This window comes from Methylotenera sp. (genome assembly GCF_029945535.1).
Lineage (GTDB): Bacteria > Pseudomonadota > Gammaproteobacteria > Burkholderiales > Methylophilaceae > Methylotenera.
The window spans coordinates 16817-43218 of the sequence record NZ_JAQSCU010000008.1; the positions used below are offsets into that span (position 1 = coordinate 16817).

Consider the following 26402-nt stretch of genomic DNA (forward strand, 5'->3'; position numbering starts at 1 on the left):
CAAATTTGCGTATTAATTTAAGAATATTCAAAATATTTTGCATATTTACTCTGGTTCTTTTTATACTCTAATACTGTCATATTACAGCTTCAAAATTGGGCATAACGTAATGAGTATATTTATTTTTTCCACGCTGATCATTGCTATTATTTTCTTTGTGATACTTGGTTCATGGTACAACATTCAAGGGCCTTTTTTACTACATGTTGTCATGTTAATTTCAACAGCTGTTGCCATATTTTCTGCGGCACTTGTGATTGTTATTCAGCCTTTATTCACCTCAAAGAAATCACGTATCAATCAGAACTTAAATCAAGAAGCGGCATGGGGCAGAGAGGTTTCCAGTACACTCTCTTCACCAGCTGCCATGCTGGATGGGTATGTCGTTAAATTTATCAATACACCATTTCTCCAAATGCTAGGTATGGCCGATATGGCAGATCAGATTATCGGCATGCCCTTTACTAATTTGATACATCCCACAGATCACCAAAGTTTTGCGAATCTCAACGCAGAGGCTACAACTGGTAAAACTAAAAGTGACCCAACAAAAATTCGACTAATTTGCGCTGATGGTACTACGTTGCCTTCGAACGCCAGCCTCACACGTATGCGCGAAGATGGTCAAAACAGCCTTACACTTTTTCAATTCACACCAATTTCTGCAACTAGTCCACTCACTAACGATTTTGAGTCTCAGTTTAATTACCACCTCATTATCGATAGGCTGGAGGAAATCGTTTTTCAACTGAGCGCTGAGGGGAGAATAATTTTCCTTAATCCGGCATGGGAAAGTTTACTTGAGCTCAAAGTTCAAGATTGCCTAAACAAATCACTTTTGGACTTTTTTCATCCCGAAGACAGACCTATGCTAGAAGCCAGACTTAACTCCTTAACGCAGGGTAAAAGACCTAACTGCACTCTAGAAGCTCGGCTTCTTTCTGTTCACGGCTTCCCTAACTGGGTTGTTATGCGTGCTAAAACCACCTCGGCATCTGCTGGTGAAAGAACTAGCGTCATCGGCACCATGACCAACATCCAAAACAATAAAGAGGCTGAGGCAAGCGTATTAGCGAGTCGTCGTGCATCTAATTCTTTATTAAGCCATATCCCTGCACTAGTCTATCGAGGTAGAAACGACCGTTTTTGGACATTTGAATATGTGAGTGACGGTTGTATCGACCTCACTGGTTATGATCCTCAAGACTTTATTAATAGTAATAACCTTAATTTCAATTTAATCATTCACCCGGATGACCGTGCTGATGTATGGGAATCAGTGAATCAGCAACTTGGACTAAGTGAAAAATTCAAACTCATTTACCGCATTGTTACTCGTAAAGGTGAGACTAAACTCGTACAAGAATACGGACGAGGTATATTCTCTAGCACAGGTGAGCTGTTAGCTCTGGAAGGGTTTATTACCGAAATTCCAGAGCAACAATATCGAGTGAAATCGCTACTTCATTAAGAATGAAGTAGCAATAAAAATTACTCAGGTTGTGTTCCTACAGCCATAGCTGAACCATCATCAAACTGAGAAAGCCATTCAACCATCATTGGATGAAACTTTGTCATACCCTTATATTCAATCAAATCTGGGTGCATAGTCTTTTGAACACGATGCAAACGCTTTGCCCATCTTGGATAGCTAGAAAGTTCTCTTAAACTCATCAAATAACAGCGAATACTGAAAACAATTCCATTGCTACGTGGCAATCTAAATAAAGACTGTAACTCCACACGAAGATGCACTTTGTCTGCAACATTCTCAGGATTTACCGTATTTCTGTCAGTACCCCATAATGGATAATTTTCAGGTGAAGTGTCCAAACGTGGATTCACTGTCATCGTCCAGTTAAGTCTACGTACTGGGCTACCCAATTGTAGATTAAGCAAATATTTAAGCGCTCTATCCATCACACCTAGTTCAGTCGCCCGTGGCACTGGCGCATGCCACTCTCTCCATGACATTCCCACATCAAACGCTAAAGACCAATCGGCCTGACTGGTCACAAAACCAGCATCTGCATATAAGGTTTCATCACGTTGGTCGAGTAACACGAAGTCACCCTGCACTTGTTTGCTCATAAATTCAAATGGATCCATAGGCATCGTCGAAGCATCGCCAAATACGAAGCTTTGCTTAATGTTTAAGGGTTTGTTTTCCCATGTCCAATTTAAGCCCTCTTTTTTTAAAGAAAAATGTTCAGGGTAATCATTGGAAAGCGCTTCCATGGTCAGTTCAACAAAGTCCCATTGCGCATCCATCATGTGCGGTAAAGCTGCATATCTACCACGATCTAGATCTAGCGTTAGCTGCTTGTCTAAGCATTCCCCAACATAGTGCTCATCTACATCAAAAGCGAATTCAGAAACGCTACCCGTCTTACCTTTAACGTGCGGCTCTATATTGACCGAGTACATATACTGATCTTCTGCAAACGGAAACGGAAAGCGTTTAATTGCATTAGGAGAGTTACTGTATTTATAGTCATTGCGAAATGTTTCTTGTTTAAATGCTAACGCCATTTTGTTCACCTTAATTTTCAATTTTCAATATCAACTGGTCTTAAAACATCAAACTATTCTCGTGATCTAAAGATCCAAAACCAATCGGTCACACCTAGCGCGAGAGACGCAAGGCATGATTTTTTTACCAGCAGCTTTTTCTGCATCGGTTAAAAAATGATCGTGGTGCAACAGCGCGCCATCTGATTCAAGTACATTGACCTCACAACGCCCACAAACGCCACCTCGACACAAGTAATCCGCCTCGACACCGGCAGCTTCTATAGCTTCCAGCATGCTCATTTCTGCAGGGACATGCACTTCAATGTTAGATTTCGCCAGTTGGATTTTGAATGGCTCACCGATACCTGGTGACAGGAACTGTTCGCTATGAATATGATTTTCAGGCCAGCCCAGATTTCTTGCAGTTTCAATGACTGCAACAACCATAGGATTTGGTCCGCAAACGTACACATGTGTGCCTAATGGTTGCTTGCTTAACAAGGCAAGTAGATCAAGACGCTCACCTTTACTATCCGCATAACAATGAAGTTTGCTACTGCAAATAGCCTTTAATTGATCTGCAAATGCCCCATGTTCAGGTGATCTAAATGCATAATGCAGCTCAAAGTTTGCATTCAATCTATTCAAATCAATCAATTGCGACATAAATGGCGTAATGCCAATTCCGCCTGCAATTAATATATGTTTATGGGCTTTTTTAGCCAGTGAAAAAAGATTTACTGGATAAGTGATTTGCAGTGAGGTACCAACCTCAACGTTCTCGTGCATAAACACTGAGCCTCCTCTAGACTGCTCCTGCTTGCGAACTGAGATATGGTAAGCGCCAGTGTCTGCTGGCGAACCCATGAGCGAGTATGGGTTGCGGTGCACCCTTCCGCCGACATTCATAGATACAACTACATGGCTTCCACCTGAAAATGCAGGAAATGGTGATCCATCCCTTTTAACAAAAGTGAAATGCTTAACTAGTGGCGTTACTTGCTCGACGGCAGCAACTTTGATGTCAATCATACTCATGGATATATTTCCTCAATTTCTGGTAATTCACCTGGCGACTCAGCGTCGATCATCAAGCCCATGTAGGCGCCTAGCTTGCGTGAAAAGTGATCGCGAACGAAAAGCATGCGACCACAGCCGCTACATTCCCCTATATTGGTTGTGACACCATGCGTTGTCGCTTTGCAATGTACGCAATAAATGGGTCTTGCCAATGTGCCAGTCAGCTCTTTCATCATGCCGGCATCTTCAATGCCGAATTTATTCGCTACTTTCGCTACTGACCACATAAAGTCTTCAGAACCAGCAATATAAAGACGCATACCCATACACATACCCTGCAAGACAATCTCTAACTTAGCTAAAACCTCTTGTTCAGTCTCTAATATATGCAAGCCCTCGGGCACTACTTTGACAAGCGTTTTAGAATAATCTGCTTCAGCATAAGGCGTGTATAACACTGTGATTGCTTGCTTAGGATGCATCAACTGAAACAACTTCAACACGGCCATTCCGCCCTGACCTTGTGCTACTACTAAATGCGAAGTAGCTTTTTCATGCCACAGTAATGAAGTGTAGACGGGCTTACTTCTAATCCAATATCCACGTTCCATGACTAACCTTTCACTCTTTCAGGATAGGTGCGTAAGCGCATAGGGTCATAAAATGGCGTTTGAGCCACTCTTGCCTTGCAGCTGGATTTTTTACCGACTATTTCTACCTCAGTACCAATTGCTGAGTATTCAGGTTTGATATGTATCATCGCGATGGATTGCATTAAATATTGACTGTAACTGCCGCTAGTCACTACACCAACTTCAACACCATCTTTCATGATCTTTGCTCCAGATTCAACTGCGCTTGCACTTTGGCAAATAATTCCGCCTTGCTTAACGCGTTCTTGCCCTTTTGACTTTAATACCGCCTCTTTGCCTGTATATTCAACTGCTTTATCAAGATCAATAGCCCAGCCTAAACCTGCTTCCCAAGGCGTTGTGTCACCTTCAGGCATTTCAAATGGGAAGAACTGCAGCGCAGCTTCTACACGCGTTAACTCTAAGCAATTCCATGATGCTGGCATGATGCCAAATGGCTTTCCAAGCTCAAGAACTTTGTCCCAAATGGTCACAATGTCTTTTGCAGTACTATAAATCTCGTAACCACGTTCAGCCGCATATCCGCCACGGCCAATAATCACGTCAATGCCAAATATCGTTGTTTTTACAAAACCAAAATAGGGCAATTCAGACAATATGATGCCTACATGTGGAGTAAGTATTTCAAGAGATTTTGGGCCTTGTAATGACAGCACATGCGTATCATTATCTTTTTGAACTGTAATATTTTTGCCAGCAGACAACTTACGTAGATTGTCTGGTGTTTTACCGCTTCCATGAGAGACTTTAAACTCATTAGCGCCTAGACGAATAATCATAATGTCATCGCATAAAATACCTGCTTCATTGACCTCAACAGCGATAATCCCAGTATTGACTTTAAGCTTGCTGATATCTTTGGCAACCATCGCATTTAATACCGCCTCGGCATCAGCGCCAGTGACATCCACAAGATTAAGTGCTGAAACATCAAATAAGCCTACACGACTTCGCACCGCAACCGTTTCTTCATTTGGGTCAGTGTGATAGCTCCAAGGAATAGCCATATCATTCCATGTGTCGCCATCTAAATTTGATCCAAGCGCCGCGTGTCTACCGTTGAGAATAGAATTTCGCATTATTTTCCTTACTTAATAAGATGTAATTGTTAAGAGATTGATTACACATTATCGGAATAGAAATTCAGAGAAAATTCTCTTGAAGGTGTACTACTAAGGAGGTAGTAAATACATTAGGATGGATTTAGACGAAATTAAGGAAAATGGCGTACAGACTTGATCTTAGCAGCACGCCATTTAAGGAGTTTAATACTTGTAATTCATTTGTTACTAAGCTGCCAATTGACTGTTGAGCTCTTCTTCAAAATCAAAAATATCTGCAACGATACCGTACTTAGCAATAGTGAAAATTGAAGCACTCGGGTCAGTATTCACAGCGACAATAGTCGGTACATGTTTCATACCCGCCATATGCTGAATCGAACCAGAAATACCTAAAGCCACATAAAGTTTACATGAGCCAACCACCTTACCTGACTGTCCGACTTGCCTTGATTTTGGTAACCAGCCTGCATCGGCGATAGGACGTGAGCAACATAAAGTAGCACCAGCTGTTTCCGCTAACTCTCTAAATTGCTCAACGTTGGTTTCTTCGCCAATTCCACGACCGATAGACATAATAAAATCAACGGTTGTAATATCAATATCATTCCCACCACCCTGCTCTACAAAGTCTTTATTTTGGCTGCGTGACTGAACAGTTGGTAAGTCAAAGCTGCTCACAGCTGGGCTGCTTGAACCTTCTAAAGGTTTAAACACGCTGGCACGAATGGTCATTACCACAATACTCTTACCTGGAAAATCCACTTCAACGTTCACTTTTTGATTATATCCGCCACGTGTTGCAACTAAATCACTGCCTTGATATTCGACGATGAACACGTCTGTAGCGAATCCATAACCGGCTTTACTAGCTAATGTAGCAGCATAACCAAGTGAGTCGACTGAGTGTGGCAACAAGACGACGCTAGGCTGTTTAGCCTCAATCAGCGCTGATACAGCGGCTTCATAAACATCAGGATCGAATTCTGAAACTGGGGCTGGAATTTTCAATATTTCATCTACACCACTCACAGATAGCGCTGCTGTAAATGTCTCAGCCTGACTACCGACAACCGCAACCAAGACTTTGTCATCTGCTGATTTTTTCAAACCTTGTGCCGCAGAGATGAGCTCAAAGGTGACAGGGCGCAACTCATTACGACGGTGCTCTGCAATTACCAAAATTGTACTCATGCTTAAACTCCTTTAAATTCGTTCATAATTTGAATCAACTTAGCCGCTTGCTCAGCTATCGTACCTTCAATCATCTCTGCACGGCCTTTAGCTGGAATATACATGCGACGAACGTGTGACATTGAGTTACCTACCCCGACATCTGAACCTGATAAGCCTATATCAGCTAGAGTAACTTCTTCGATAGGTTTGGCAGCCGCTTGTTTGATACCACGCAATGAGGCATATCTAGGCTTGTTAATACCTAGTTGTATGGTTAATACTGCTGGGCAATTAATCTCTACTTCCTGCAACAAGCCACCTTCTAATTCGCGACGAACCACAGCACTTTTGTTACCCGGTTGATATTGCAAATCAGCCACCACTGCTGCATGTGGCCAATTGAGATAAGCTGCTGTTGAAATGCCTGTTGAGGCATAAGCTTGGTCAGATGACTGCACGCCAGCAAATATCATGTCCGGCGCTTCTTTCTTAGCTATAGCAGCAAGAATACGTCCAATGGCAATCGCATCAGAACCTTCAATACTGTCATCCCAAACTCTGATGGCACGGTCAGCGCCTTTAGCTAAACATTTACGCAGGCTCTCATCAACGCGATCTGGTCCTACGGAAACTACCACCACTTCGACTTCTGTCGTGCCAGCTTCTTTGATTTTCATGGCTTCTTCAAGTGAAAAGTCATCCCACTCGTTTAAGTCATACAAAAGAAAATCCTCATCGACATCTTTTTCATCCGCGCGGATTTCAAAGTCTTCATCTAATGCCGCTACCTGTTTTACCGCAACTAAAATTTTCATACTTATCTTCTCCTTGAAACTTTTATCAACTACCGCTTTTTATAAAACTATTCGCAAAATATCTAAATGCCGCAAATCTGACCTGAAAATCTGGATCGAAACACAAATGCCATTTATCTTTATCTTTCAACTTAGTGTTAGCAACTAGCATTAACCGATGTAAATAATAGGCATCCTCTAATAATGGCAACAAAGTCAACCGCGTAGCACTCTGGTTTAAAATCACGCCACGCCTTACATCCGCTTCTTTTGAAACCGTTAACTTTTTCAACAGTTTCTGTGGCGTATTGGGGTTATTCGCCACACCACTCAACACATCTACCGCTGTATCTTCCACAAGATCAACTAACAACTGCTTGGGAGTTCTGCGCTGATAAGCCACTGCAGAACGTACCCAATAATCCTCATCTTTAGCTAATACTCGTAACAACTTGACTGAGCATTTAGCGTTTCTTGCCACGCCTCTTCGCACATCTGCTTGCAGGTCTTGAGACAACTTAGCCAATACCCTGTATGGAACAATCGAATTACGTGCTAACTTCTGCCTGACCCATACATCCGGGTCATTCATTAAGCTGTTAATACTATGTGCTGTTAAATCACTTCTTGATGCAACAACACGTCTGACCACATCACTATCATCAGTTGCTAAGGACTTAATCACATCCTTCGGAGCGGTCAAATTTGAAGCTACCGCACATCGCACCGATTTATCCTGATGTAAGCTCAAGCGACTGATCACATCATTACTTAAGCGCCTATCTGCCGCTAATTGCCGTTGAATTAAGACACTTTCTTCTTGCACTGCTTGATCTATCAGTCGCTGCGAACAATTGGCATGCCCAATCACCGCAGCTTTTACATACACATCACCTTTGTCATACAACTGCTCGAGCAACTGAGGAGAGGTAGATGGATGCTCACTTATATTTTTTTGCAATGCCTCTAGTATCGAATTCGACTCAAAGCGACTTAGCAACATACTTAGCACTTCACTGTTTGACGCCAAGTTTTTACTCACGGCTAACAAACTTGCTTCATCATTCTCAAACTGTGCAATATTTCTCAAAACAGCAAGTGATGCATGCCGATGTTGTGCAACTAAAACAGTCAAACTTAAACTATTTTTACTACTTAGACTCTCTGTAACATAAAGCCTAGATATCGCTTGAGCCGGCGTATTCTGGTTCTTGTCTAATCGAACAACTATCGCCTCGTCTGAAGCGCCACAAAGCGCTTCTAACACTGATGCTGGTGTGTGCTCCCATCTAGCTAGCGCCAAGGCATCTCGTCGCTTACTAAACATGAGCTCTTCCAACTTACGCCTAGCTTTGCCTGCTGCAATCACATGAACGGCAGCAGCACTATATGGGTCTCCAGCTTTCAATGCTAAATCCACTAATGCTGCCGCACATTCAGGAAGCTTCATATCAAGCTGTCACAGCGCTATCTTCCCAAACTTCGTACTCAATACACTCGTCAATTAGCTCAATCAGTTCACGCACCACAAATTGCCCTTCAAAGCCTGATGTTTTAAGCGCATCTTCAAACATCGTGAGATCTTTCGGGCATGACACCACAAACACCTGCAAACCTTCGATTTGTCCAGCTTCTTTCATACGGTTAGCTGAAGGTTTTTCAATACCGACTGGATCAGGAATCCAGATGCGACCACCACCAGCACCGCAGCAGAATGAGTTGTCACGGTTACGTCCCATTTCAACTAATTCACAACCCAATAATTTAATCACTTCACGTGGCGCATCAAAGCCTTTGTTATAGCGGCCTAAGTGGCATGGGTCATGAAAAGTGACGCGGTAATCAAGCTTTTTCTTGAGCTTGACTTGACCAGTTTCAATGAGGCGCTTCACCAAAGTTGTATAGTGTTCAATTTCAAACTTCCCACCAAAATCTGGATACTCGTTGCGTATCGTATTGAACGAGTGTGGATCCGTTGTCACGATAGAGGCAAAGTCACAAGCTTGCAGCGTTCCGATATTGGATGAAGCTAGCAGTTCGTATAAACCTTCCTCACCAACACGTCGTACATCGTTACCGGCATTAAGTTCAGATTCAAACAGCAAGCCAAAATTAACCCCTGCGTGATGCATTAATTTGGCGAACGACTGCGTGACCTTTTGGTTGCGAGGGTCAAATGACGCGTAGTCTCCAACAAACCACAACACGTCGACTGGTTCTGCACGTGCGTCTTTAATTTCAAATGGAAGCTCTTTCGTCCAATTCGCTCTCTTACGTTTAGATTCACCAAATGAGTTGCCGGTTTTATGGATGGTTTGCAGTGTTTTTTCTAACAAAGGCTCCATCTCACCTGCTTCAACAAGATTGCGTCGCATCTGCACGATAATAGGCACATGTTCCACAGCTACTGGGCAAATCTCCACACAAGCCAAGCAAGTACGGCAAGACCAGAGTGTTTCCATAAACACTTGCCCGACATCTTTACCGTGAATATCCAGCTCTGCTTCTTTAGGCAACTCTTTAGCACTCAATGCATGATTGGCAAACTCACGTAAAGAGAGAATCACATCTCTTGGCGACAATGGCGCGCCAACTGCGTTGGCTGGACAGGCTTCTTGGCATCTGCCACATTTAGTGCATGCATCAAGATGCAATAAGTTTTTCCAAGTCAGGTCAGTAATCGTCTTATAACCTGCCGTTTTCTGGTCATCTGGTACTTTTGGCAATCTTCTACCCGCTAACGGGTCTTTGAACATCAAAGAGGCTGCAGCTGTAAAAATATGTTTGATTTTTGTGTACGGAATACAGGCAATAAATGTCAGTGAAAGTAAACCATGAAACCACCATAAATATGGGCGGAATGCGCCAGCGCTTTCAGATGTCATGCCTAATGCCTGCATGATGTGCGCAAGCAAAGCGCCCACTGGCGACCACATACGATAATCCCAAACCGCTGGACGATCATTGAGCCAAACTAAACGTGTGGCTTCTAAAATAAAGCCCGTGATGCCTATTAAGATGAATGACCATAGAAATGCCCAGTCTTCGCGGCGATATTGGCTGCGATCAAAGTCGGGATCACCTTCTTGTCTATCCACTCTTTTGTAATCAAGCTTAGGTAAGTGGAGCCATTTACGTCTATACATCATATAGATAAGGCCAACAATTAAACCTAGACCAGCCAAATCCAGCACTAGTGAGAATAATAAGTAAAAGTTACCGTACCAAAACTTAATGCCAAACAACGGCTCCAGAATGTCATATTCCAGAGTAATGGTAGCTGTACCTATAAACAACAACACGAAGCCTAAGAATATCAAACCATGCGCGCGCCCTGCGCTTTTGTCACGTCGCACCAAGGTACGATGCGTCGCCATCGTTTTAACCATCTCAACAAAACGTTTAAACAGCTCAGTCCATGAACCATCTGGTTTGCCGCGGCGATATTTACGAATCTGAACATAGACACCGTAAATGAAAACTGCAATCGCCAAGTAACCTATGGCATAGAATAAATGTATCGCCTGTGGCTGAAAGTTCTCAAACAGCACTCGGGTGATTTCTTTAGAATTATCCATTTAGCTCCGCCTATTGATGGGTATTAAGAGTTGTTATTTTTTGAATTTATATTTTGTAGATGACTATATTTAAAAGGGCTTCATCAAGCTCGTCGTAAGGCTTTACGACGAGCTTAATTAATCCAATCTAAACTTTGTACTCGATCTTGAAGGTGCCACCCGGCATATGCGGTGCGCCCCATACAGCTACTTCACGTTTGTATGGCACTGCAATCTGCGGGTTAGCTTCTTCAATCTCACGTGCTACGCGGTGACCAGTAAAGGTTGCATCAGCAATCAAGCGTGGCGCTTCAGCATCACCAATCAAGTAAATGCCTTTGATGTCGTTGGCAGCCCACTCTGATTCGCGTGCTTTAAGCTCATTCCATAATGCATTTTCTGAATGACGACCTGTGACTAAGATCAATGAATCAAACTCTAACCAACGGTGAGTTGTGTTTGCATCGCGTGGCGAAACGCCAGGGCCACGATAGGTACGTTTAGAGCCATCACCCCAGATGTTGTAGATTTCCAGACGACCGCTTTCAATTTTCGAGCAGAAATGATCACCAATTTCTTCAACATGTAATTCATGTAAACGACGCATCATGTTTGGATATTCAAGCGTAAAGTGCATGTAGTTAGCCATGTGCACGCCAGAAACCACAGTTACTTCGTGACCTGCTGTCGCCAACTTTTCAGCTAAACTGGGTGCCATGAAATAAGTATCTGCATTTAAGATCACGACGCGTTTACCAATTTTCTTTTTACCTTCTAGCACTTGCTCAGGTGTCAATTGGTCTGGTAATGAGGCATCTGCGCCTGGAATAGCGTCGTGTGTTAAGCAGTTATTACCATCTGTGTTCCAAGAAGAACCTGTCGCGATGATGACTTTGTCCGCACCATACTGCAACACTTCGTCGGCTGTGATTGGTTTTTGACCAAGTGCAACCTGACTTTCTTTGTTCTTTTTCACCAATTTAGTGATTTGTGTTTCACGATAGTCGCGGTGATAACTCCACTCACCCAAACCTGGCAATGTTGTCACTGAATTTAAGTGACCGCCAATTTTTTCAGCTTTGTCATACAAATGAACCGTGAAACCTTGCTCTAACAACACACGTGCTGCTTCTGAACCTGATGGACCTGCACCCACTACGAGTACTGAATCTTTTGATTTGGTTTTAGGGAATTTCTCTGGGTGCCAACCACGACGGTACTCTTCACCAGCAGTCGCATTTTGCGTACAGATCATTGGAGGACCACCGATTTCCCAGCGAGAAATACAAACGTTACAGCCGATACATACACGAATATCGTCATAACGACCTTGCTCAATTTTTTGTGGCAAGAATGGGTCAGCAATTGAAGGTCGTGCACATCCGATAATGTCAGCATAACCTTTGGTCACAATCTCAGTCATTTTCTCTGGATCTACAAAGCGACCTACGCCCAATACTGGCTTCTTGGAAACTTGTTTTACGAATTTAGTCCAAGGCACTTGGTGACCTTGTTGGTAGAAACGTGATGGACCTGCATCTTCGCCCCACTCAGCAATGTCGCCGACATCCACATCCCACAAATCCACTAATGGATCAGCCAACTCTACGAATTTCATGCCATCAACTTCAACTTCTATTTGACCTGGGCCGTAAACAGTATCAACCGCAAAGCGTGTTGCAATGGCACATTCACTGCCAACCGCATGTTTAACTTTTTCTAAAGTTTCTAACCAGAAACGTGCGCGATTCTCTAATGAACCACCGTATTTATCGGTACGTTTGTTGTAGTACGGATTTAAGAACTGAAGTGGTAAGTATGAGTGAGCGCCATAAACATAAACGATATCAAAACCTGCATCGCGTGAGCGCTTAGCCGCGTCTACATAATATTGCTGAACTTGAGCAATGTCGCTAAAGTCCATTTCTTTACAGTAGGATAAGGTTTCAAACTCTGAAGCGAACTGGCTTGGTCCACGAGCTGTTGCACGTGATTCCATGTTTGGTGCGTGCGCACCGCCGTACCATAGCTCTACACCCGCAAGCGCACCATATTTATGTACTTCATCCGTCATTGCACGTAAATTGCGCACATCACCTTCATCCCAAATACGCGCTGACAAACGATGTGTATCATCTGACTCAGGGTTGATAGAGCAATACTCAGTATTCATTGCTGCCCAGCCGCCTTCGGCTTTCATTGAGCGATGTGCTGCTTGGAAACCTGGTTTATCCGAGCCAGCACCAATACAGTGTGGAACTTGATAAAAACGATTGCGTAAAGTTTTTGGGCCTATTTGAATGGGTTCAAACAGAATGTCATGTTTTGGATCACGTGCCATATTACTCTCCGATGTGTTTAGGAATTTACTGTATGGCTATTCTCAATCTGATGCGCTATGTAAACAATTACCCTCATGGCTTACTACTTAGGTGTTACTCAAAAAATCCTGCAATTGCAATAAAAAAAGCGAGCGGACAATATGCCCGCTCGCTTTCTAGATAACCTAAGAAATTAACTAAAACTTAGTGCTAATTAAAGGCTATGTAAGTACCAAACCAACCCAATACCTGCAGCTAATGCAATGTATGGCAGTACACCAGCTCTATTTGCTACACCATCTTCATGTTCATCTAAATGCATATCCTCCAACATCTGTTTAGGGAATACGCCTTTATCTTGAATATAGTGACGGTAAACGAATACAGGAAGAATCAAGGCAGCAAATAACAAGCCGACCTTCAATGTACCAGCACCCCATACATCGGCACCTAAACCCATGATGCTCAGGTTAACAAAGCCAAGAATGCCACCTAATACCAAGAGTATTGTTGGCGCTTTATATGGCCTATCCCATTTTGGTCTGTCAATGCGATGGATCCAGCCAGAGTTAAGGTTAAGGAAGTTGAAAATGATATAGCCTACGTTTGATGCTGCAAGAATAAACACATAATCTGACATCATCAAAAGCAGTAGATTGAAGCACAGGTCTGTCCACATCGCTCTTGTAGGTGCGCCATGATCATTGACATGAGACAAGTACTTAGGCAACCATCCATCAACAGAGGCTTGGTATAAGGTGCGTGAAGAACCCGCCATGGAAGTCATGATAGACAGCATTAAAGCTAACACCATCATAATTACCATGACATTCGCAACAAATGCACCACCGCCTACAATGTCAGAAAATGCTGCTGCCACGCCCATACCACTATAGATTGAAGCTTCTAACATACCATCATAGACTGCTGGAGTAATCACAACACCAGCTGCATCAACGATAGCAGGTGTTACCATATGACCCAAACCTAAATGACTTTGGAAAGCGATTGGCACTAACGTAAATACAGCCACGCAAAGCAGACCTGAATAGAAAATAGCCTTAAAGGTATCTGTTTTTGGATTTTTAAATTCACGTGTATAGCAAACTGCGGTTTCAAAACCATAAGTAGACCAAGCCGCAATAAAGAGCCCGCCAGCCATTAGTTTCCAACCTTCTATGCCCCATACACCATCAGTCACATTGCCTGCTGCGTCATGCGCAAGTGGTGCTAATGGTAAGAAGTTAGCTTGAGAGATGTCTCCTGTCAGCAATGGTACTAAACCAATTAACATCAATGGAATCAATGCAATCACGCCAAGGATCATGGTTGTTTTAGCTGAACGTAATATACCGCCATGCTGCACAGCAAATACAGACAGCAGAACAGCTGCACCTACAATAAACGTTGCGTTTATTCTCAGTGCTAATCCGTCTTTCACCATGCCTAAGTCTAGCAGGGTAATCTGCCAAGTGTTAATCACAGCATCTGGCGCGAATAAGGCACTCAACATATAGCCTGCTGCAAGCCCAGAACCAATGGCTAGCACCGGCGACCAAGCAAACCAATTACACCAAACAGAGACTGGTGCAATAAACTTACTGTACTTTACCCATGCAACCGCACCATAGATTGAAGCTCCACCAGACTTATGTGGAAACAAACCTGCAATTTCCGCATAAGTAAACGCTTGAATAAAACCAAAAGCGATGGAAATCGCCCAAATCATCCATGCTGGCTTGCCTACTGTTGCAGCAATCGCACCAATTGAAAACAGAACAAGTGCCGGAACGCCACTCGCCACCCAGAATGCGCCTTGCCAGCCGATCTTTCTATGTAACGTTGCGTTTTGTGCTGCAACGTTTTCCGAAAGATCAGCTGATATCGCATCAACCGCAGAATTTACACTCAATTTAAGTCCCCTTTTATAAAATTCCCAATACAACCCTAAATACCGCTAAAGCTAAATGCGCTTTGTAGAGTTGCCCACCTGGGTGAAGCAATAAAATCAGCCCGTGTCACCTATTAAATAAAACACTTGTCAATAAAACATCTATAAATAAAATATCTACGGAGTCTAAAAAAACTTTCCGCATTGGTTTACATTTGATGACAATCATAAGTTGAGTACAATTCTCATAACGGATTACTCTTAAAGTAGTAGTTTGCCAAACACTAGCCCCTATTCATTGTGCGCTATATTTTTCCCAGCCAAATACTTCTTAAGTATTACACCTTCAAGATAGTGTTTATTCGCAATTCCTCTGTTTACTATTACGTCGTGCATATAAGCTAAATAACAGCCTCAAGAAAGCGACGAAAGATGAATATTCAGCCTGTAATCAGTGATACTGCAAATAGCTCTTTATATGATCTAGTTGGGGGAGAGACTGGCGTTTTAAACTTAGTAAAGGTTTTTTATGACATTGTTGAAACTGAAAATTTTGCTCATAAGTTGCTTTTATTGCATCTACGCGGCAACGGCTTAGCGCACTCACGTCTAGAACAATTCAACTTTCTTTCAGGGTTCTTAGGTGGTCCTAAGCTATATGTTGAGAAACATGGCCACTCCAATGTGAGAACCATGCACGAGCATGTAGAGATTAATGCTGAATCAAAAGATATTTGGCTAGCGTGTATGGACAAGGCAATCAATCAAATCGGACTTGAAGCGTCAACAAAAAACAAGCTAATGCGAAATTTCACAGCTGCGGCAGAGCGCCTTGTGAACAGGTCTGATTAGCGATCCAATCTATCTGAAAGAGTTTTATTGTGAACAATGCCGCTCTGAAACAAGCTTTACATAAACATTATGCTAGAAATCAACGCTGGGGCTTTATGTGGGCACTCTGGACAGCCATTCTTTGGGGTGCTTGGTATGTGCCTGGCACGGCACTTTGGTCTGAACATCCATACGTCGATATTTCAGCGAATCAACAATCGTTAAGATTAGCGGCAACCGCTGTGATGACGTGGATACATGCCATTACCGTATTTTTCTTTTTACTACTTTGGAACTTGGTACTAGGTAAGGTTAAAGATTACGGCCGAACGATGGTACGTTTTAGCAAAATTTCTAAATGGTATGCCCTCGCCTCACTTTGTGGCGGTCCTTTAGCCATTTTTGGCTCTTACATGGCAATGGGCTTTGTTGGACCTGTCTTTGCTGCAATCTCATCTTTATTTTATCCAGTCATAGGCGCAATTATCGCTAGGCTTTGGTACAAAGAAAAAATCTCTAAACGCGCTGCGATTGGCATGTGCATCATTATTTTTGGTGGCATGGTGATTTATGGCCCTAGCCTGTTTGGTGAAATGGATGCAAGCAATCCCAACGCATGGTTAGGCTATGTAGGTGGCATTATGTCAGCGATTGGCTGGGGCACAGAGGGTGCGGTCGCAGGACGTGCAATGGATGTGTCTGACCCCGATGTTGGTATCCATTGTCGCTTCTCGTTTGAAATATTATTTTGGGGATTACTCATATTACCTTTCCTCGCCACATTTACTGACTTACCCATCAAAGCATTGATTGTTGATACGTTTACGCATAGCAAAGCCATGTTATGGATAGTACTTGCGGCAGCTTGCCATGCTTATTGTTATACGGCTTTTTATAAGAGTTTTAGTTTAATTGGTGTAGGTCGAGGTGAAGCGATCGGCAATCTGTATGCGGTTTTTGCACTTATTTTCATTGCAGCTTTTACGCTGCAACTACCGCAATGGTATTTCATCGTAGGTTTGTTTTTAACGGTATTAGGTAGCTTTGTGATGTTCAGCGAATCTGCTGAATCCGTTGCAGAGTTACGTGACAATAGCGATGCCAAAGTGTATTCCTAAGTATATTCGTCAGGCACATCCATGAAGCTTCATCACAAAGGATTTCTATTAGTCACCATCTCTAAATCTGGTGGGATTTGGGATCAACAACTCATTGAGAAAGTATTTACTGAGTATGATGAATCTGGTGACTTCAGGGAAAAAACCATACGCATTGCTTTAGATGAATTAGCGGCGGCGGGATTGATAAAGCGTATTGAAAATAAACTTGAAACAATTAATGGTAAAGCCAAGCTGTTGTTTAAATACCAGGTTTCAGATTTTGGAATAACCAGAATGGTAGATACTGGACTACTTCTACCTTAACAAAAGGAATAACGATGAGTGAGTTTTGGGGTTATGCGGGGGCTGATATTTTAGCGATAGTAGTGATTGGCGCAGTAAGTTTTATCTGCTTGATTTGTGCCAGAGTATTTGTTTCCAACTACGGAAAATAGCGGCACTCTAGGTACCATTACTAAGTGCCACTTTCTAAGCACCGCGACTCAAGATACAACTTAAACCTCGTAACTTATAAACTCAGTCACTTCCAAGCCGAATCCAGCCATGCTTGGGATCTTACGAGGCTCAGCCATCAGGCGCATTTTTACCACTCCCAAATCTCGTAGTATCTGCGCACCAATCCCATAATCTTTAAGCGTATATTGATTGCTAACTGGTTGACCTGCTGATTTGATTGCATGAACCATATCCTCACTTTCTTCTTGTCGTCTAAGCATAACAATGACGCCAGATTCTGCTTTGCTAATGTGTTCCATCGCATGCGGCAAACTCCAGCTGTGGCTCTTACTACTTGCATCTAACAAATCAATTAAAGTTAAAGGCTCATGCACTCTGACAAGCACACTTTGACTAGCGCTTACCTTACCTTTTACAAGCGCCAAATGTGTTTCGTTGGCGGTGGCATCATTAAACGCTATTAGTTTAAACTCACCATAAGCTGTTTCGATGTTACGTTCAGCTACTCTAGTCACCAAACGCTCAGTCTGGCTTCTATAACTAATTAAGTCGGCAATCGTACCCACTTTCAAATCATGCTTTGCTGCAAACTCAAGTAAGTCTGGCAGCCTTGCCATTTCGCCGTTATCTTTCAATATTTCGCAGATCACAGCGGCAGGCTCAAGATCAGCAAGTTTAGCAATGTCACAGCCTGCTTCTGTATGCCCTGCTCGTACCAGCACGCCACCTTTTTGTGCAATTAAAGGAAATACATGGCCAGGGCTGACAATATCGACTGGTCGAGCATTTACATCGACTGCGGTTTGGATAGTATGTGCCCTATCTGCCGCTGAAATGCCGGTAGTAACACCTTCAGCAGCTTCAATGGAAACAGTGAAGTTGGTACCCATCTTGGTACCATTTTTAGTTACCATAGGCTCAAGATTAAGCTGCTTGCCACGCTCTTCAGTCAACGTTAAGCAAATTAAGCCGCGTCCGTGTTTAGCCATAAAGTTGATATCAGATGGTGTCACAAACTGTGCCGCCATGACTAAGTCGCCTTCATTCTCTCGATCTTCATCATCCAAAAGCACCACCATACGGCCTTGGCGCATTTCTTCAATAATTTCAATCATTGGGCTAATAGTTACGCTAGGCTTATCCAACAGCTCAAACGAAGGTATCGTGAGTGCGTGCTCTAAATATTTTAGGTTAACAATGTTGTTCATCACTTACTCTCAATAACCACTTTCGCTAGAAACACATGGGCTTACAGCGTTAGCTTCATATCGTTTAACAGGTTTATCTTCAATATTTACTGTGGGTTCACTTGAGATACATGCATATGCTGAATGGTTGTGTATAGACTCAAAATTCTCACATTCAATTACATAGCTTTTAACGCGAGGATCATTTTTAAATACTGTCGCAATGTCTCTCACCATATCTTCTACAAATTTAGGATTATCGTAAGCCCGTTCAGTCACATATTTTTCATCGGGTCGTTTAAGCAGGCCGTAAAGTTCAGAAGATGCTTGCGCTTCGACCATCTTGATCATATCTTCAAGCCACATAAACTCGTGTAGGGCGATAGTAATAGTGACGTGGGAGCGCTGGTTGTGTGCGCCGTAAGCTGAAATTTTCTTAGAACAAGGGCAAAGACTGGTGACTGGAATTAACACCTTCACTTTTACATCATGTTTGCCATTTTTGATCTCGCCAATTAAAGTAACTTCATAATCAAGTAAACTTTTCACACCAGAAACCGGCGCAGATTTATTGATGAAATACGGGAAAGTCATTTCGATATGACCAGATTTCGCTTCCAGCCTTATCGCCATTTCTTGCAAGATACTCTTGAAACTCTCTACCGATATTTCACGCTCATTTTCATTGAGTATCTCGACAAAACGAGACATATGCGTGCCTTTAAAATGCTTAGGCAAGTGCACGTACATATTAAACATTGCAACAGTGTGCTGAGCACTGCCAGCCTTATCTTTTACAATAACTGGATGTCGTATTCCACGAATACCTACTTTATCAATCGCCAGCTGGCGAGTGTCTGCTAAGTTTTGTACATCTTGTAATGAAAAATCTATAGGCAAATTCATATGTATCTACTTTCTAAAATTACTTTATTCATACCAATCACTTGAATAATGTACTGAGATGCAATTTAAAAACACTTAAAAAGAAGGAGGCAAGTGCAAACCCAATATGTAAACTGCTTGCCTCCTTTAAGGTTGCTACTCAACGTAAGGTTAGGAGATGACTTATCGTCAAACTTACGTAATACATTCTCATTCTTGGCTGCTTTCTTAACAATTCTCTTTAAGTACTACTACGTTTGGGTAGGTATGCCAAACAAACATAAATGTCTAATTAATGCTCGCTTGAAAATATTTCCATGCGATATTTCGCCCAATAATAGGCATCTAAGATAGAAATCGCATAGATGAAAATTCCACCTGATAACTTACCAACCATTGAAATATGTGGTTGCGCTAAGTTGAAGGTAATAAGCCCGAGAATAATCATAAAACACGCCATAAAGAAGCCTCTCTTAGGTGCATTATTGATTACCTGCCCCATACCTGGCAGGAAAATAGCGACAAGTAATACCAGTTTTGCGTCTAAAGGTTTTTGTAAAGGTTGGTTATCATTAGTTGTCATAGATTACCTTTTTATGCCGCTTGAATTAATGCATCGGCTTCTGAATTCTCAATATTTAGACGTATAGCGATAGCCTGTTTTAATAAGGCCTCAACTACAGAGCTGGAAATAGGTGTATTTTCGTAAATAGCATTTCGCATGATGAGGTACTCGCCCCGCTCAGCCTGCTTCACCATATAGGTCAATCTAGTGAAATTAGGCATGATCAATAACTCCTTCATATTCGCATCGACAAACAGTTGTGGAATGAAAGTATTAATTAAAGCCAAATCAGCTGCTTGATGTTGATATTTAAGAATGGCATGTTGTGGCCAATTTGCTGGAATAGCTAAATTCCCATTCCACTGCCATGAAGGGCTATAGAACTCGTTATTAGAAGGCCTAACGATGAAGTCTAAAGTGCCAGTACTATGCACATTAGCTTCCACCTTAACTAACAGCCAGAGCGGAGGCACTTTTCGCCAGCCCAGTGTATCTTCTACAATACTCAGCGACACCTTATAACCGTCGTAATCACCTTCAAGTACTGGTAAATTTGCTTTGTCTAAACGTTGCTGCGCATTTGTCACTAATGGTGAACACTCGTCAAAGATCCGACCTCTAGCATCGGTCTTGTAATGTACAGCATGACTGTATTTGCGATACAGCATCACAGTCATCACAATGAGTAATAGTAAAACGACTATATTCATATTAAGCCTTATGTGGCAGCGGGGTTTAAGCCGCTGCCAATGGTTTACATCACTTGATAAGGCTAATAACCTTTTGGACGAGGCCAAGGCATCGTGAACTGGTCTGCGCGTTTTACAAACTTATAACGACGCAACACAAACCAGATGGATGCCAAGATATAGAACGCCATGATAGATAGCAGTGAAGCACCATAACCCAAGAATGTTGCAAAATAAGTTGCACAACACAAGGTTAACAAGGTAATCGCCGGTATCGGATGGAACGGATGAATATAACCACGGTGTATCGAACCCAATGGCCACATTTTTCTGAATTTAATCATGTTAAATGTCATAAACGTATAGCCAAGCAAGCCTGATAAGATAGAGAACGTAATCACTTGATCCAACAACCCTGTAAACGCAAACGAAATCGCGATTGGCACTAAAAATAGTACTGAGCGATAAGGCGTGCGATATTTAGGATGGATGGCGCCAAAGAACACTGGCATATAACGGTCACGACCTAACGAGAACCAAGCGCGTGACGCATCATTTATACAACCGTTTGCTGAAGCAATTGCTGCAAAAGCTGTCGCCACAAATAACATCAATTGCAGTTGACTGCTACCTAACAAGGTTGCCGCATCGTACATAGGTGTCACTGCTTGTCCTAAGTATTGCCAAGGCATCAAACCTGTTGCCACAAACCATGTAATTGTGGCAGCGACTAACAATGTCATCATGCCGCCCATCGTACCAAGCGGGATAGAACGGCCTGCAGAACGAACCTCTTCTGCTGCCTGACATGTGCCTTCAATACCCAAGTAATACCACATACCGAATTGAAGCGCAGCAACCACCCCTATCCAGCCATAAGGCAAATCTGTGAGTAATGCCTGATGCTGCAGCACGACACCTTGATGAAGAGGATCAACAGCCAGAAACAGCACGATTAAAGAAGTAAAGGCAAGAAAAGTAATGACCAAATTAAGCGTCAATGTTGCAAATACGCCACGATAGTTAAGCCATGCCAAAAAGGCCACAGTCAACACCACGAACGGCTTGGTATCAAGGTTGGCATAACCCATCACCTCTGCACCTGATTTCATCAGATCCCCCACCACCAGCGCGTCAGCAGCACATAACATAGTGTATGCCATCACCAGGTACAATCCGACGTTAAACGCCATCAGTGGGCCAATAATGTGCTTAGCCTGCGTATACTGCCCACCTGCTGCAGCCACTGTTGAAGTCACTTCAGAATCGATCATCGCTACACAGGTGTATAACAACCCGATCACCCAACAAGCAATCAGCGAAGCGTAAGCGCCGCCCTTACCTACTGTAAAGTTCCAGCCCATAAACTCACCCACCAACACAATACCAACACCCAAAGCCCATATGTGAAATGGGTTGAGTACTTTAAGCATAGCGATAGGCTTACTATTGCTAGTCGTAATTTTCTCTTTAGCCATTATGTGCGCTCCTCTTCCATATGAACGCCATGAACGACATCGTCTTCACCGCCTTCACGTGAGCTCATCAAATATTCTTCGTCGTATTGCGAAGAAATCATAAATGCATCTACTACCATCCAAACCAACATGACCGCTGATATGCTCCATGCTGCATACACCAGAATATCCCAAAATTTCATGATATTTCTCCCTTTAAAGTGAGCAACTATTTATTATCGAATTTTTCTCTAATGACTTCGCGGTATTGTTTATCTGACACCTTCAACATAAAAATGAAGTAACCAGCAACCACAAGTATGGTAATAATCAACATCATTGGATCGATGCTGTAATCGAACCTGCTGTTAATTAACGTTGCAGCTTTTTCAGGGTCATAACCAAGTTTTACCCATTGCTGTTGCTGTATCTCATTCTGGCCTAAAGATTCCCAGCTGACTTTTACAACGGCTGCTGCATTTGCTGCGGCAGCTTCAGCTTTCGCTTCTGCCTTGAATAGCAATGGCACCATTAAACTGGCGTAAACCAAGACTAAAACTAAAATTGTGTCAAAGATTTGACCGAACATGCCCTGTTTTGGAGGGGTATAATTTTTACTCATACGGTTCTCCTAATGGTTGATTTTAGCGGCACGGTTGGCGTCTAGATGTTTGATATCTAAACCATAGATGAAGTCTTTATCTTCTTTGAAGTGCTTGGTCATGGCAAAAACTGACGCTGTATTGAAAAGCATCAACATAAAGCTAGCCACGTAAAGTACGGTGCGAATGTTGTCGTCTTTCACTATGCCTAATATCGCAATTAGCACAAAAATTACAGCTGCCCATAACAATGCAACATCGAACCAAGCCATCAGGCAGTCTCGTGTATACATGTCATTCATTCTTTTTTTATTATCATCTCTCATAACACTCTCCTCATAATTTTTTATATATTGGAATACTTGTGAAATAGAACGTGTGACATAAAACCTGTTGAAAGAACGATTACTGTAGTCACCAAAATGGTAGGTTAATTAAGTATCGACATGGGTTTTGTAATAAAGCTATTCCTCTAGGCGAAAAAAATGCGGCTATGGTTAAGCCGCACAAATAAAAAGTGAGAGTATGCGCATTTAATATGAACGTTTTTTCTACCTTAATTTGGTAGTTGGAGGATAAGCCCGCCTTAAAGTAGAAAAAACTATTCATTACGCATACCCTCATAAAGCCCAATAAAATTGGGAGGGAAACTTTTAGAAAAGAATCAGAATTTAGAAACTCCTGGAATCCAGCTAGTACCAGCTAAAGGCACTTGTGCCATTGCTGAAGCTTCGATTGTTAATGCCACCAAGTCTTCTGGCTCTAGATTATGCAAATGTGATTTGCCGCAAGCACGTGCAACTACTTGTGCTTCCATTGTCATCACTGCAATATAGTTAGCCAAACGATGACCCGCTTTGATTGGGTCAACACGTTTCATTAGTTCAGGATCTTGCGTAGTAATACCTGCAGGATCTTTACCTTCGTGCCAGTCATCATAAGCACCAGCAGTTGTACCTAACTTTTGGTACTCTTCTTCAAGATGCGGATCATTATCGCCAAGTGCGATCAAAGCCGCTGTACCAATCGCCACTGCATCAGCACCCAAAGCAATTGCTTTAGCGACATCAGCACCGTTACGAATGCCACCAGAAACAATCAATTGCACACTATCTTTACCATTGCGATAAACACCTAAATCTTGCAATGCTTTCACTGCTGGACGAATTGCAGCCAAGATTGGTATACCAACATGCTCAATAAATACTTCTTGAGTCGCCGCAGTACCACCTTGCATACCATCCAACACAATGACATCTGCACCGGCTTTAACAGCAAGCGCCACATCGAAGTAAGGACGTGTTGCCCCTATTTTTACGTAGATTGGTTTTTCCCAGTCTGTAATTTCACGCAGTTCAGCAATTTTAATTTCCAAGTCATCTGGACCAGTCCAGTCAGGATGACGACATGAGGAACGTTGGTCGATACCTTCTGGCAAGCAACGCATTTTTGCAACACGTGCTGTAATTTTTTGACCTAGCAACATACCGCCGCCACCTGGTTTAGCGCCTTGACCAATCACCAACTCAATCGCGTCTGCTTTGCGTAAATCGTCTGGGTTCATACCGTAACGTGAAGGCAGGTATTGATAAACGAGTGTTGTAGAGTGGCCACGTTCTTCTTGTGTCATGCCACCATCACCAGTCGTTGTACTTGTGCCAGCAGCTGTTGCACCACGACCTAATGATTCTTTAGCTGGGCCTGATAATGAACCGAAACTCATACCAGCAATTGTCACTGGTGTTTTTAAATGAATTGGTTTCTTAGCAAAACGTGTACCCAAAACTACATCAGTACCACATTTTTCACGGTAGCCTTCTAACGGATAGCGGCTGACTGATGCACCTAGGAATAGCAAGTCATCAAAGTGCGGCAATTTGCGTTTTGAACCTGCGCCACGAATATCGTAGATACCTGTTGCGGCAGCACGTCTGATTTCCGAGTTAGTATATTCATCAAACGTTGCAGAATAACGCGGTGTCGTTTGAGGGATTTTATGTACTTCTTTTGATTTATCGTCACTCATTTTAGTATGCTCCTGCATTATCAACATGGAAGTGGTACAAGGTACGGGCAGAGCCATATTGCTTAAAGCTATCTGGGCTGACATCTGCATGACCTGATTTTTTCAACAAATCAGCTAGAATTTGTTTATCTTCCGCATTCATTGTTTTTTCTTCGCAGTCCGCGCCCAGGCTTTTCACCTTACCGCGCACAAACAACTTAGCTTCATAAATTGAGTCGCCAAGACCTTCACCTGCATCACCCAAGATGACAAAGTTACCTGCTTGCGCCATGAAAGCTGAGAAGCTACCCACTGAACCACCAACTACAATGTCAACGCCTTTCATCGCAATACCTGTACGTAAGCCAGCATCACCATCAATGATCAGCAAGCCACCGTTGGCAGTTGCGCCAGCCGCATTTGAAGCGAAACCTTTCACATGCACAACACCTGACATCATGTTTTCAGCCACACCACTACCTGCGCTGCCTTCAATGGTCACTTTAGCGATTTGATTCATACCAGCTGCGTAATAGCCAGCATGGCCTTTAATCGTCACGTCCACTTCGGCTTTCAAACCTACTGCTACGTTATGCGCGCCATTTGGATTCTCAATGACAACCTTTTTTCCATTCAGACTACTCGCATCACCATGAAGGAATTGATTCACTTCACGTAATGGTTTGGTGTCTAAGTCAAATTTTAGAGTTTCCATACATACATCTCCTTAGGTGAAGGTTCGAACACCTTCGCGTTTTTAATATCTGGCAAATGGGCTAATGAGCGGAACTCAGAAGCAATTGCAACATAGTCATCATGTTCAGCAATAATCGCTGGTTTGCAGCCATATGGATCGCGCACTAAAGCAAGCTCAGTACTTGTACCCATTAACAATGTGTAAAAACCATCCAGCTCTTCAAAACCATGATTCAATGCAGTTTTAAGATCATCACCTTCACGCATACGCCATTGCAAAAAGCGGCAAGCAGCTTCAGTATCGTTATCTGTTTCAAACTCGATACCTTCTTTTTGCAATTTACGGCGTAGACTATTCGCGTTTGATAAAGAACCGTTATGTACTAAGCACCAGTCTTCACCAGCGGTAAATGGGTGTGCATGTGCAGGCGTCACAGCAGATTCAGTTGCCATACGCGTATGACCAACCAAGTGCGTGCCTTTGAAGTTTTTAAAGTCATAACGGTCAGCCACTTGTTGTGGTGTGCCTACGTCTTTATAGATGTCCATTAACTGACCAACAGACAACAAATGTAATTGTGGGTAATGTTCTTTCAACCACATTTTTACTGTTGCTGGCTCAAGCGTTGTCGTTAACACAGCATGATTTTCTTTTGGTTCAATCTTAGCCTTGATGCTTAAGTGTTTCTCAAAATCATGGCCTAATTTAGTCCAGTTGAAATCTGTAGCACCAGAATACAGGCTGAATTTTCTCGCATCAGCGGCTACTGGCGCCGTAAACATCGCCATACCAGCTGAGTCAGGCCCACGCTCAGTCATGCCGATTAGCATAGGCATCATGAGCTCACCAATTGAGTCACGCAATTTGGGATTTCTTACTAATAATCCGACAATTCCACACATACTTTTCTCCTTACAAAT

General features: G+C 42.7%; 25 protein-coding genes. 4 read left to right on the forward strand and 21 right to left on the reverse strand.

Annotated elements, in window-relative coordinates; genetic code table 11:
* Nucleotides 1-109: 109 nt before the first annotated feature.
* Nucleotides 110-1471, forward strand: a complete 1362-nt coding sequence (locus tag PSU72_RS02265) for a PAS domain-containing protein (RefSeq protein ID WP_300430256.1) — start codon at nucleotides 110-112, stop codon at nucleotides 1469-1471.
* Nucleotides 1472-1491: 20 nt separating this feature from the next.
* On the opposite strand, the gene PSU72_RS02270 is transcribed toward PSU72_RS02265, so the two are convergent.
* From PSU72_RS02270 to PSU72_RS02315, 10 genes are all read right to left on the reverse strand, one after another.
* Nucleotides 1492-2532 carry a DUF3445 domain-containing protein gene (locus tag PSU72_RS02270; RefSeq protein WP_013148087.1) on the reverse strand — a complete coding sequence of 347 codons (1041 nt, stop codon included), beginning with the start codon at nucleotides 2530-2532 and terminating at the stop codon, nucleotides 1492-1494.
* A 66-nt stretch (nucleotides 2533-2598) separates the two neighbouring features.
* A complete protein-coding gene (locus PSU72_RS02275) occupies nucleotides 2599-3552 on the reverse strand; it encodes a PDR/VanB family oxidoreductase (protein WP_300430259.1) in 954 nt (317 codons plus the stop codon).
* Nucleotides 3549-4145, reverse strand: a complete 597-nt coding sequence (locus PSU72_RS02280) for a dimethylamine monooxygenase subunit DmmA family protein (RefSeq protein WP_300430261.1) — start codon at nucleotides 4143-4145, stop codon at nucleotides 3549-3551. Before PSU72_RS02280 ends, PSU72_RS02275 begins: the two co-directional genes overlap by 4 nt.
* Before the next feature lie 2 nt (nucleotides 4146-4147).
* Complete coding sequence (locus tag PSU72_RS02285; protein ID WP_300430535.1) at nucleotides 4148-5269, reverse strand: aminomethyltransferase family protein; 1122 nt, start codon at nucleotides 5267-5269, stop codon at nucleotides 4148-4150.
* A 207-nt stretch (nucleotides 5270-5476) separates the two neighbouring features.
* On the reverse strand, nucleotides 5477-6442 hold the full coding sequence (locus tag PSU72_RS02290) for an electron transfer flavoprotein subunit alpha/FixB family protein (RefSeq protein ID WP_300430263.1): 966 nt from the start codon (nucleotides 6440-6442) through the stop codon (nucleotides 5477-5479).
* 2 nt (nucleotides 6443-6444) lie between these two features.
* Nucleotides 6445-7239 carry an electron transfer flavoprotein subunit beta/FixA family protein gene (locus PSU72_RS02295; RefSeq protein WP_300430265.1) on the reverse strand — a complete coding sequence of 265 codons (795 nt, stop codon included), beginning with the start codon at nucleotides 7237-7239 and terminating at the stop codon, nucleotides 6445-6447.
* Nucleotides 7240-7264: 25 nt separating this feature from the next.
* The gene (locus tag PSU72_RS02300; protein ID WP_300430267.1) at nucleotides 7265-8668 is read right to left on the reverse strand and encodes a hypothetical protein; all 1404 of its coding nucleotides are present in this window, start codon (nucleotides 8666-8668) and stop codon (nucleotides 7265-7267) included.
* 1 nt (nucleotide 8669) lies between these two features.
* The gene (locus PSU72_RS02305; RefSeq protein WP_300430269.1) at nucleotides 8670-10796 is read right to left on the reverse strand and encodes a heterodisulfide reductase-related iron-sulfur binding cluster; all 2127 of its coding nucleotides are present in this window, start codon (nucleotides 10794-10796) and stop codon (nucleotides 8670-8672) included.
* 127 nt (nucleotides 10797-10923) lie between these two features.
* The gene (locus PSU72_RS02310; RefSeq protein ID WP_300430271.1) at nucleotides 10924-13116 is read right to left on the reverse strand and encodes an FAD-dependent oxidoreductase; all 2193 of its coding nucleotides are present in this window, start codon (nucleotides 13114-13116) and stop codon (nucleotides 10924-10926) included.
* A 194-nt stretch (nucleotides 13117-13310) separates the two neighbouring features.
* Nucleotides 13311-15008, reverse strand: coding sequence for an APC family permease (locus PSU72_RS02315; protein ID WP_300430273.1), 1698 nt, complete (start codon nucleotides 15006-15008; stop codon nucleotides 13311-13313).
* Nucleotides 15009-15419: 411 nt separating this feature from the next.
* Here PSU72_RS02315 and PSU72_RS02320 point away from each other — a divergent pair, with 411 nt between their 5' ends.
* The 3 genes from PSU72_RS02320 to PSU72_RS02330 are packed head-to-tail and all read left to right on the forward strand — an operon-like array spanning nucleotide 15420 to nucleotide 17242.
* On the forward strand, nucleotides 15420-15839 hold the full coding sequence (locus PSU72_RS02320) for a group II truncated hemoglobin (protein ID WP_300430274.1): 420 nt from the start codon (nucleotides 15420-15422) through the stop codon (nucleotides 15837-15839).
* 29 nt (nucleotides 15840-15868) lie between these two features.
* Nucleotides 15869-16936, forward strand: a complete 1068-nt coding sequence (locus PSU72_RS02325) for a DMT family transporter (RefSeq protein WP_300430276.1) — start codon at nucleotides 15869-15871, stop codon at nucleotides 16934-16936.
* 21 nt (nucleotides 16937-16957) lie between these two features.
* The gene (locus PSU72_RS02330) at nucleotides 16958-17242 is read left to right on the forward strand and encodes a hypothetical protein (RefSeq protein WP_300430278.1); all 285 of its coding nucleotides are present in this window, start codon (nucleotides 16958-16960) and stop codon (nucleotides 17240-17242) included.
* A gap of 191 nt (nucleotides 17243-17433) precedes the next feature.
* Here PSU72_RS02330 and ribBA read toward each other — a convergent pair whose 3' ends face one another.
* The 11 genes from ribBA to PSU72_RS02385 form a co-directional block, all read right to left on the reverse strand.
* Nucleotides 17434-18510 carry a bifunctional 3,4-dihydroxy-2-butanone-4-phosphate synthase/GTP cyclohydrolase II gene (gene ribBA / locus PSU72_RS02335; protein ID WP_300430536.1) on the reverse strand — a complete coding sequence of 359 codons (1077 nt, stop codon included), beginning with the start codon at nucleotides 18508-18510 and terminating at the stop codon, nucleotides 17434-17436.
* A gap of 102 nt (nucleotides 18511-18612) precedes the next feature.
* Nucleotides 18613-19488, reverse strand: coding sequence for a GTP cyclohydrolase FolE2 (gene folE2 / locus PSU72_RS02340; RefSeq protein ID WP_300430280.1), 876 nt, complete (start codon nucleotides 19486-19488; stop codon nucleotides 18613-18615).
* A 271-nt stretch (nucleotides 19489-19759) separates the two neighbouring features.
* Nucleotides 19760-20050, reverse strand: a complete 291-nt coding sequence (locus PSU72_RS02345) for a hypothetical protein (RefSeq protein ID WP_300430282.1) — start codon at nucleotides 20048-20050, stop codon at nucleotides 19760-19762.
* An 11-nt stretch (nucleotides 20051-20061) separates the two neighbouring features.
* Entirely contained in the window at nucleotides 20062-20742 is a 681-nt protein-coding gene (locus PSU72_RS02350) for a hypothetical protein (protein WP_300430284.1), read from the reverse strand.
* Between the two features lie 62 nt (nucleotides 20743-20804).
* Nucleotides 20805-22199, reverse strand: coding sequence for an APC family permease (locus tag PSU72_RS02355; protein WP_300430286.1), 1395 nt, complete (start codon nucleotides 22197-22199; stop codon nucleotides 20805-20807).
* Nucleotides 22199-22381, reverse strand: coding sequence for a hypothetical protein (locus PSU72_RS02360; protein WP_013148106.1), 183 nt, complete (start codon nucleotides 22379-22381; stop codon nucleotides 22199-22201). Before PSU72_RS02360 ends, PSU72_RS02355 begins: the two co-directional genes overlap by 1 nt.
* Before the next feature lie 26 nt (nucleotides 22382-22407).
* Complete coding sequence (locus PSU72_RS02365) at nucleotides 22408-22800, reverse strand: hypothetical protein (RefSeq protein ID WP_300430289.1); 393 nt, start codon at nucleotides 22798-22800, stop codon at nucleotides 22408-22410.
* Nucleotides 22801-22809: 9 nt separating this feature from the next.
* The gene (locus PSU72_RS02370) at nucleotides 22810-23106 is read right to left on the reverse strand and encodes a hypothetical protein (protein ID WP_300430290.1); all 297 of its coding nucleotides are present in this window, start codon (nucleotides 23104-23106) and stop codon (nucleotides 22810-22812) included.
* Nucleotides 23107-23444: 338 nt separating this feature from the next.
* Nucleotides 23445-24806, reverse strand: a complete 1362-nt coding sequence (locus PSU72_RS02375) for an FMN-binding glutamate synthase family protein (RefSeq protein ID WP_300430292.1) — start codon at nucleotides 24804-24806, stop codon at nucleotides 23445-23447.
* 1 nt (nucleotide 24807) lies between these two features.
* Nucleotides 24808-25500 carry a protein glxC gene (locus PSU72_RS02380; protein WP_013148110.1) on the reverse strand — a complete coding sequence of 231 codons (693 nt, stop codon included), beginning with the start codon at nucleotides 25498-25500 and terminating at the stop codon, nucleotides 24808-24810.
* Nucleotides 25488-26384, reverse strand: coding sequence for a glutamine amidotransferase family protein (locus PSU72_RS02385; protein WP_013148111.1), 897 nt, complete (start codon nucleotides 26382-26384; stop codon nucleotides 25488-25490). Before PSU72_RS02385 ends, PSU72_RS02380 begins: the two co-directional genes overlap by 13 nt.
* Between the last annotated feature and the right edge of the window lie 18 nt (nucleotides 26385-26402).

Excerpts from the sequence above, each read along its gene's own strand:
- PSU72_RS02280 (WP_300430261.1), bottom strand. The coding sequence starts at position 4,145 with ATGGAACGTGGATATTGGATTAGAAGTAAGCCCGTCTACACTTCATTA.
- folE2 (WP_300430280.1), bottom strand. The coding sequence starts at position 19,488 with ATGAATTTGCCTATAGATTTTTCATTACAAGATGTACAAAACTTAGCA.
- PSU72_RS02290 (WP_300430263.1), bottom strand. The coding sequence starts at position 6,442 with ATGAGTACAATTTTGGTAATTGCAGAGCACCGTCGTAATGAGTTGCGC.
- PSU72_RS02345 (WP_300430282.1), bottom strand. The coding sequence starts at position 20,050 with ATGACAACTAATGATAACCAACCTTTACAAAAACCTTTAGACGCAAAA.
- PSU72_RS02275 (WP_300430259.1), bottom strand. The coding sequence starts at position 3,552 with ATGAGTATGATTGACATCAAAGTTGCTGCCGTCGAGCAAGTAACGCCA.
- PSU72_RS02375 (WP_300430292.1), bottom strand. The coding sequence starts at position 24,806 with ATGAGTGACGATAAATCAAAAGAAGTACATAAAATCCCTCAAACGACA.
- PSU72_RS02385 (WP_013148111.1), bottom strand. The coding sequence starts at position 26,384 with ATGTGTGGAATTGTCGGATTATTAGTAAGAAATCCCAAATTGCGTGAC.
- PSU72_RS02295 (WP_300430265.1), bottom strand. The coding sequence starts at position 7,239 with ATGAAAATTTTAGTTGCGGTAAAACAGGTAGCGGCATTAGATGAAGAC.
- PSU72_RS02355 (WP_300430286.1), bottom strand. The coding sequence starts at position 22,199 with ATGGCTAAAGAGAAAATTACGACTAGCAATAGTAAGCCTATCGCTATG.
- PSU72_RS02370 (WP_300430290.1), bottom strand. The coding sequence starts at position 23,106 with ATGAGAGATGATAATAAAAAAAGAATGAATGACATGTATACACGAGAC.
- PSU72_RS02300 (WP_300430267.1), bottom strand. The coding sequence starts at position 8,668 with ATGAAGCTTCCTGAATGTGCGGCAGCATTAGTGGATTTAGCATTGAAA.
- PSU72_RS02360 (WP_013148106.1), bottom strand. The coding sequence starts at position 22,381 with ATGAAATTTTGGGATATTCTGGTGTATGCAGCATGGAGCATATCAGCG.
- PSU72_RS02270 (WP_013148087.1), bottom strand. The coding sequence starts at position 2,532 with ATGGCGTTAGCATTTAAACAAGAAACATTTCGCAATGACTATAAATAC.
- PSU72_RS02380 (WP_013148110.1), bottom strand. The coding sequence starts at position 25,500 with ATGGAAACTCTAAAATTTGACTTAGACACCAAACCATTACGTGAAGTG.
- PSU72_RS02320 (WP_300430274.1), top strand. The coding sequence starts at position 15,420 with ATGAATATTCAGCCTGTAATCAGTGATACTGCAAATAGCTCTTTATAT.
- PSU72_RS02365 (WP_300430289.1), bottom strand. The coding sequence starts at position 22,800 with ATGAGTAAAAATTATACCCCTCCAAAACAGGGCATGTTCGGTCAAATC.
- PSU72_RS02265 (WP_300430256.1), top strand. The coding sequence starts at position 110 with ATGAGTATATTTATTTTTTCCACGCTGATCATTGCTATTATTTTCTTT.
- PSU72_RS02330 (WP_300430278.1), top strand. The coding sequence starts at position 16,958 with ATGAAGCTTCATCACAAAGGATTTCTATTAGTCACCATCTCTAAATCT.
- PSU72_RS02310 (WP_300430271.1), bottom strand. The coding sequence starts at position 13,116 with ATGGCACGTGATCCAAAACATGACATTCTGTTTGAACCCATTCAAATA.
- ribBA (WP_300430536.1), bottom strand. The coding sequence starts at position 18,510 with ATGATTGAAATTATTGAAGAAATGCGCCAAGGCCGTATGGTGGTGCTT.
- PSU72_RS02350 (WP_300430284.1), bottom strand. The coding sequence starts at position 20,742 with ATGAATATAGTCGTTTTACTATTACTCATTGTGATGACTGTGATGCTG.
- PSU72_RS02305 (WP_300430269.1), bottom strand. The coding sequence starts at position 10,796 with ATGGATAATTCTAAAGAAATCACCCGAGTGCTGTTTGAGAACTTTCAG.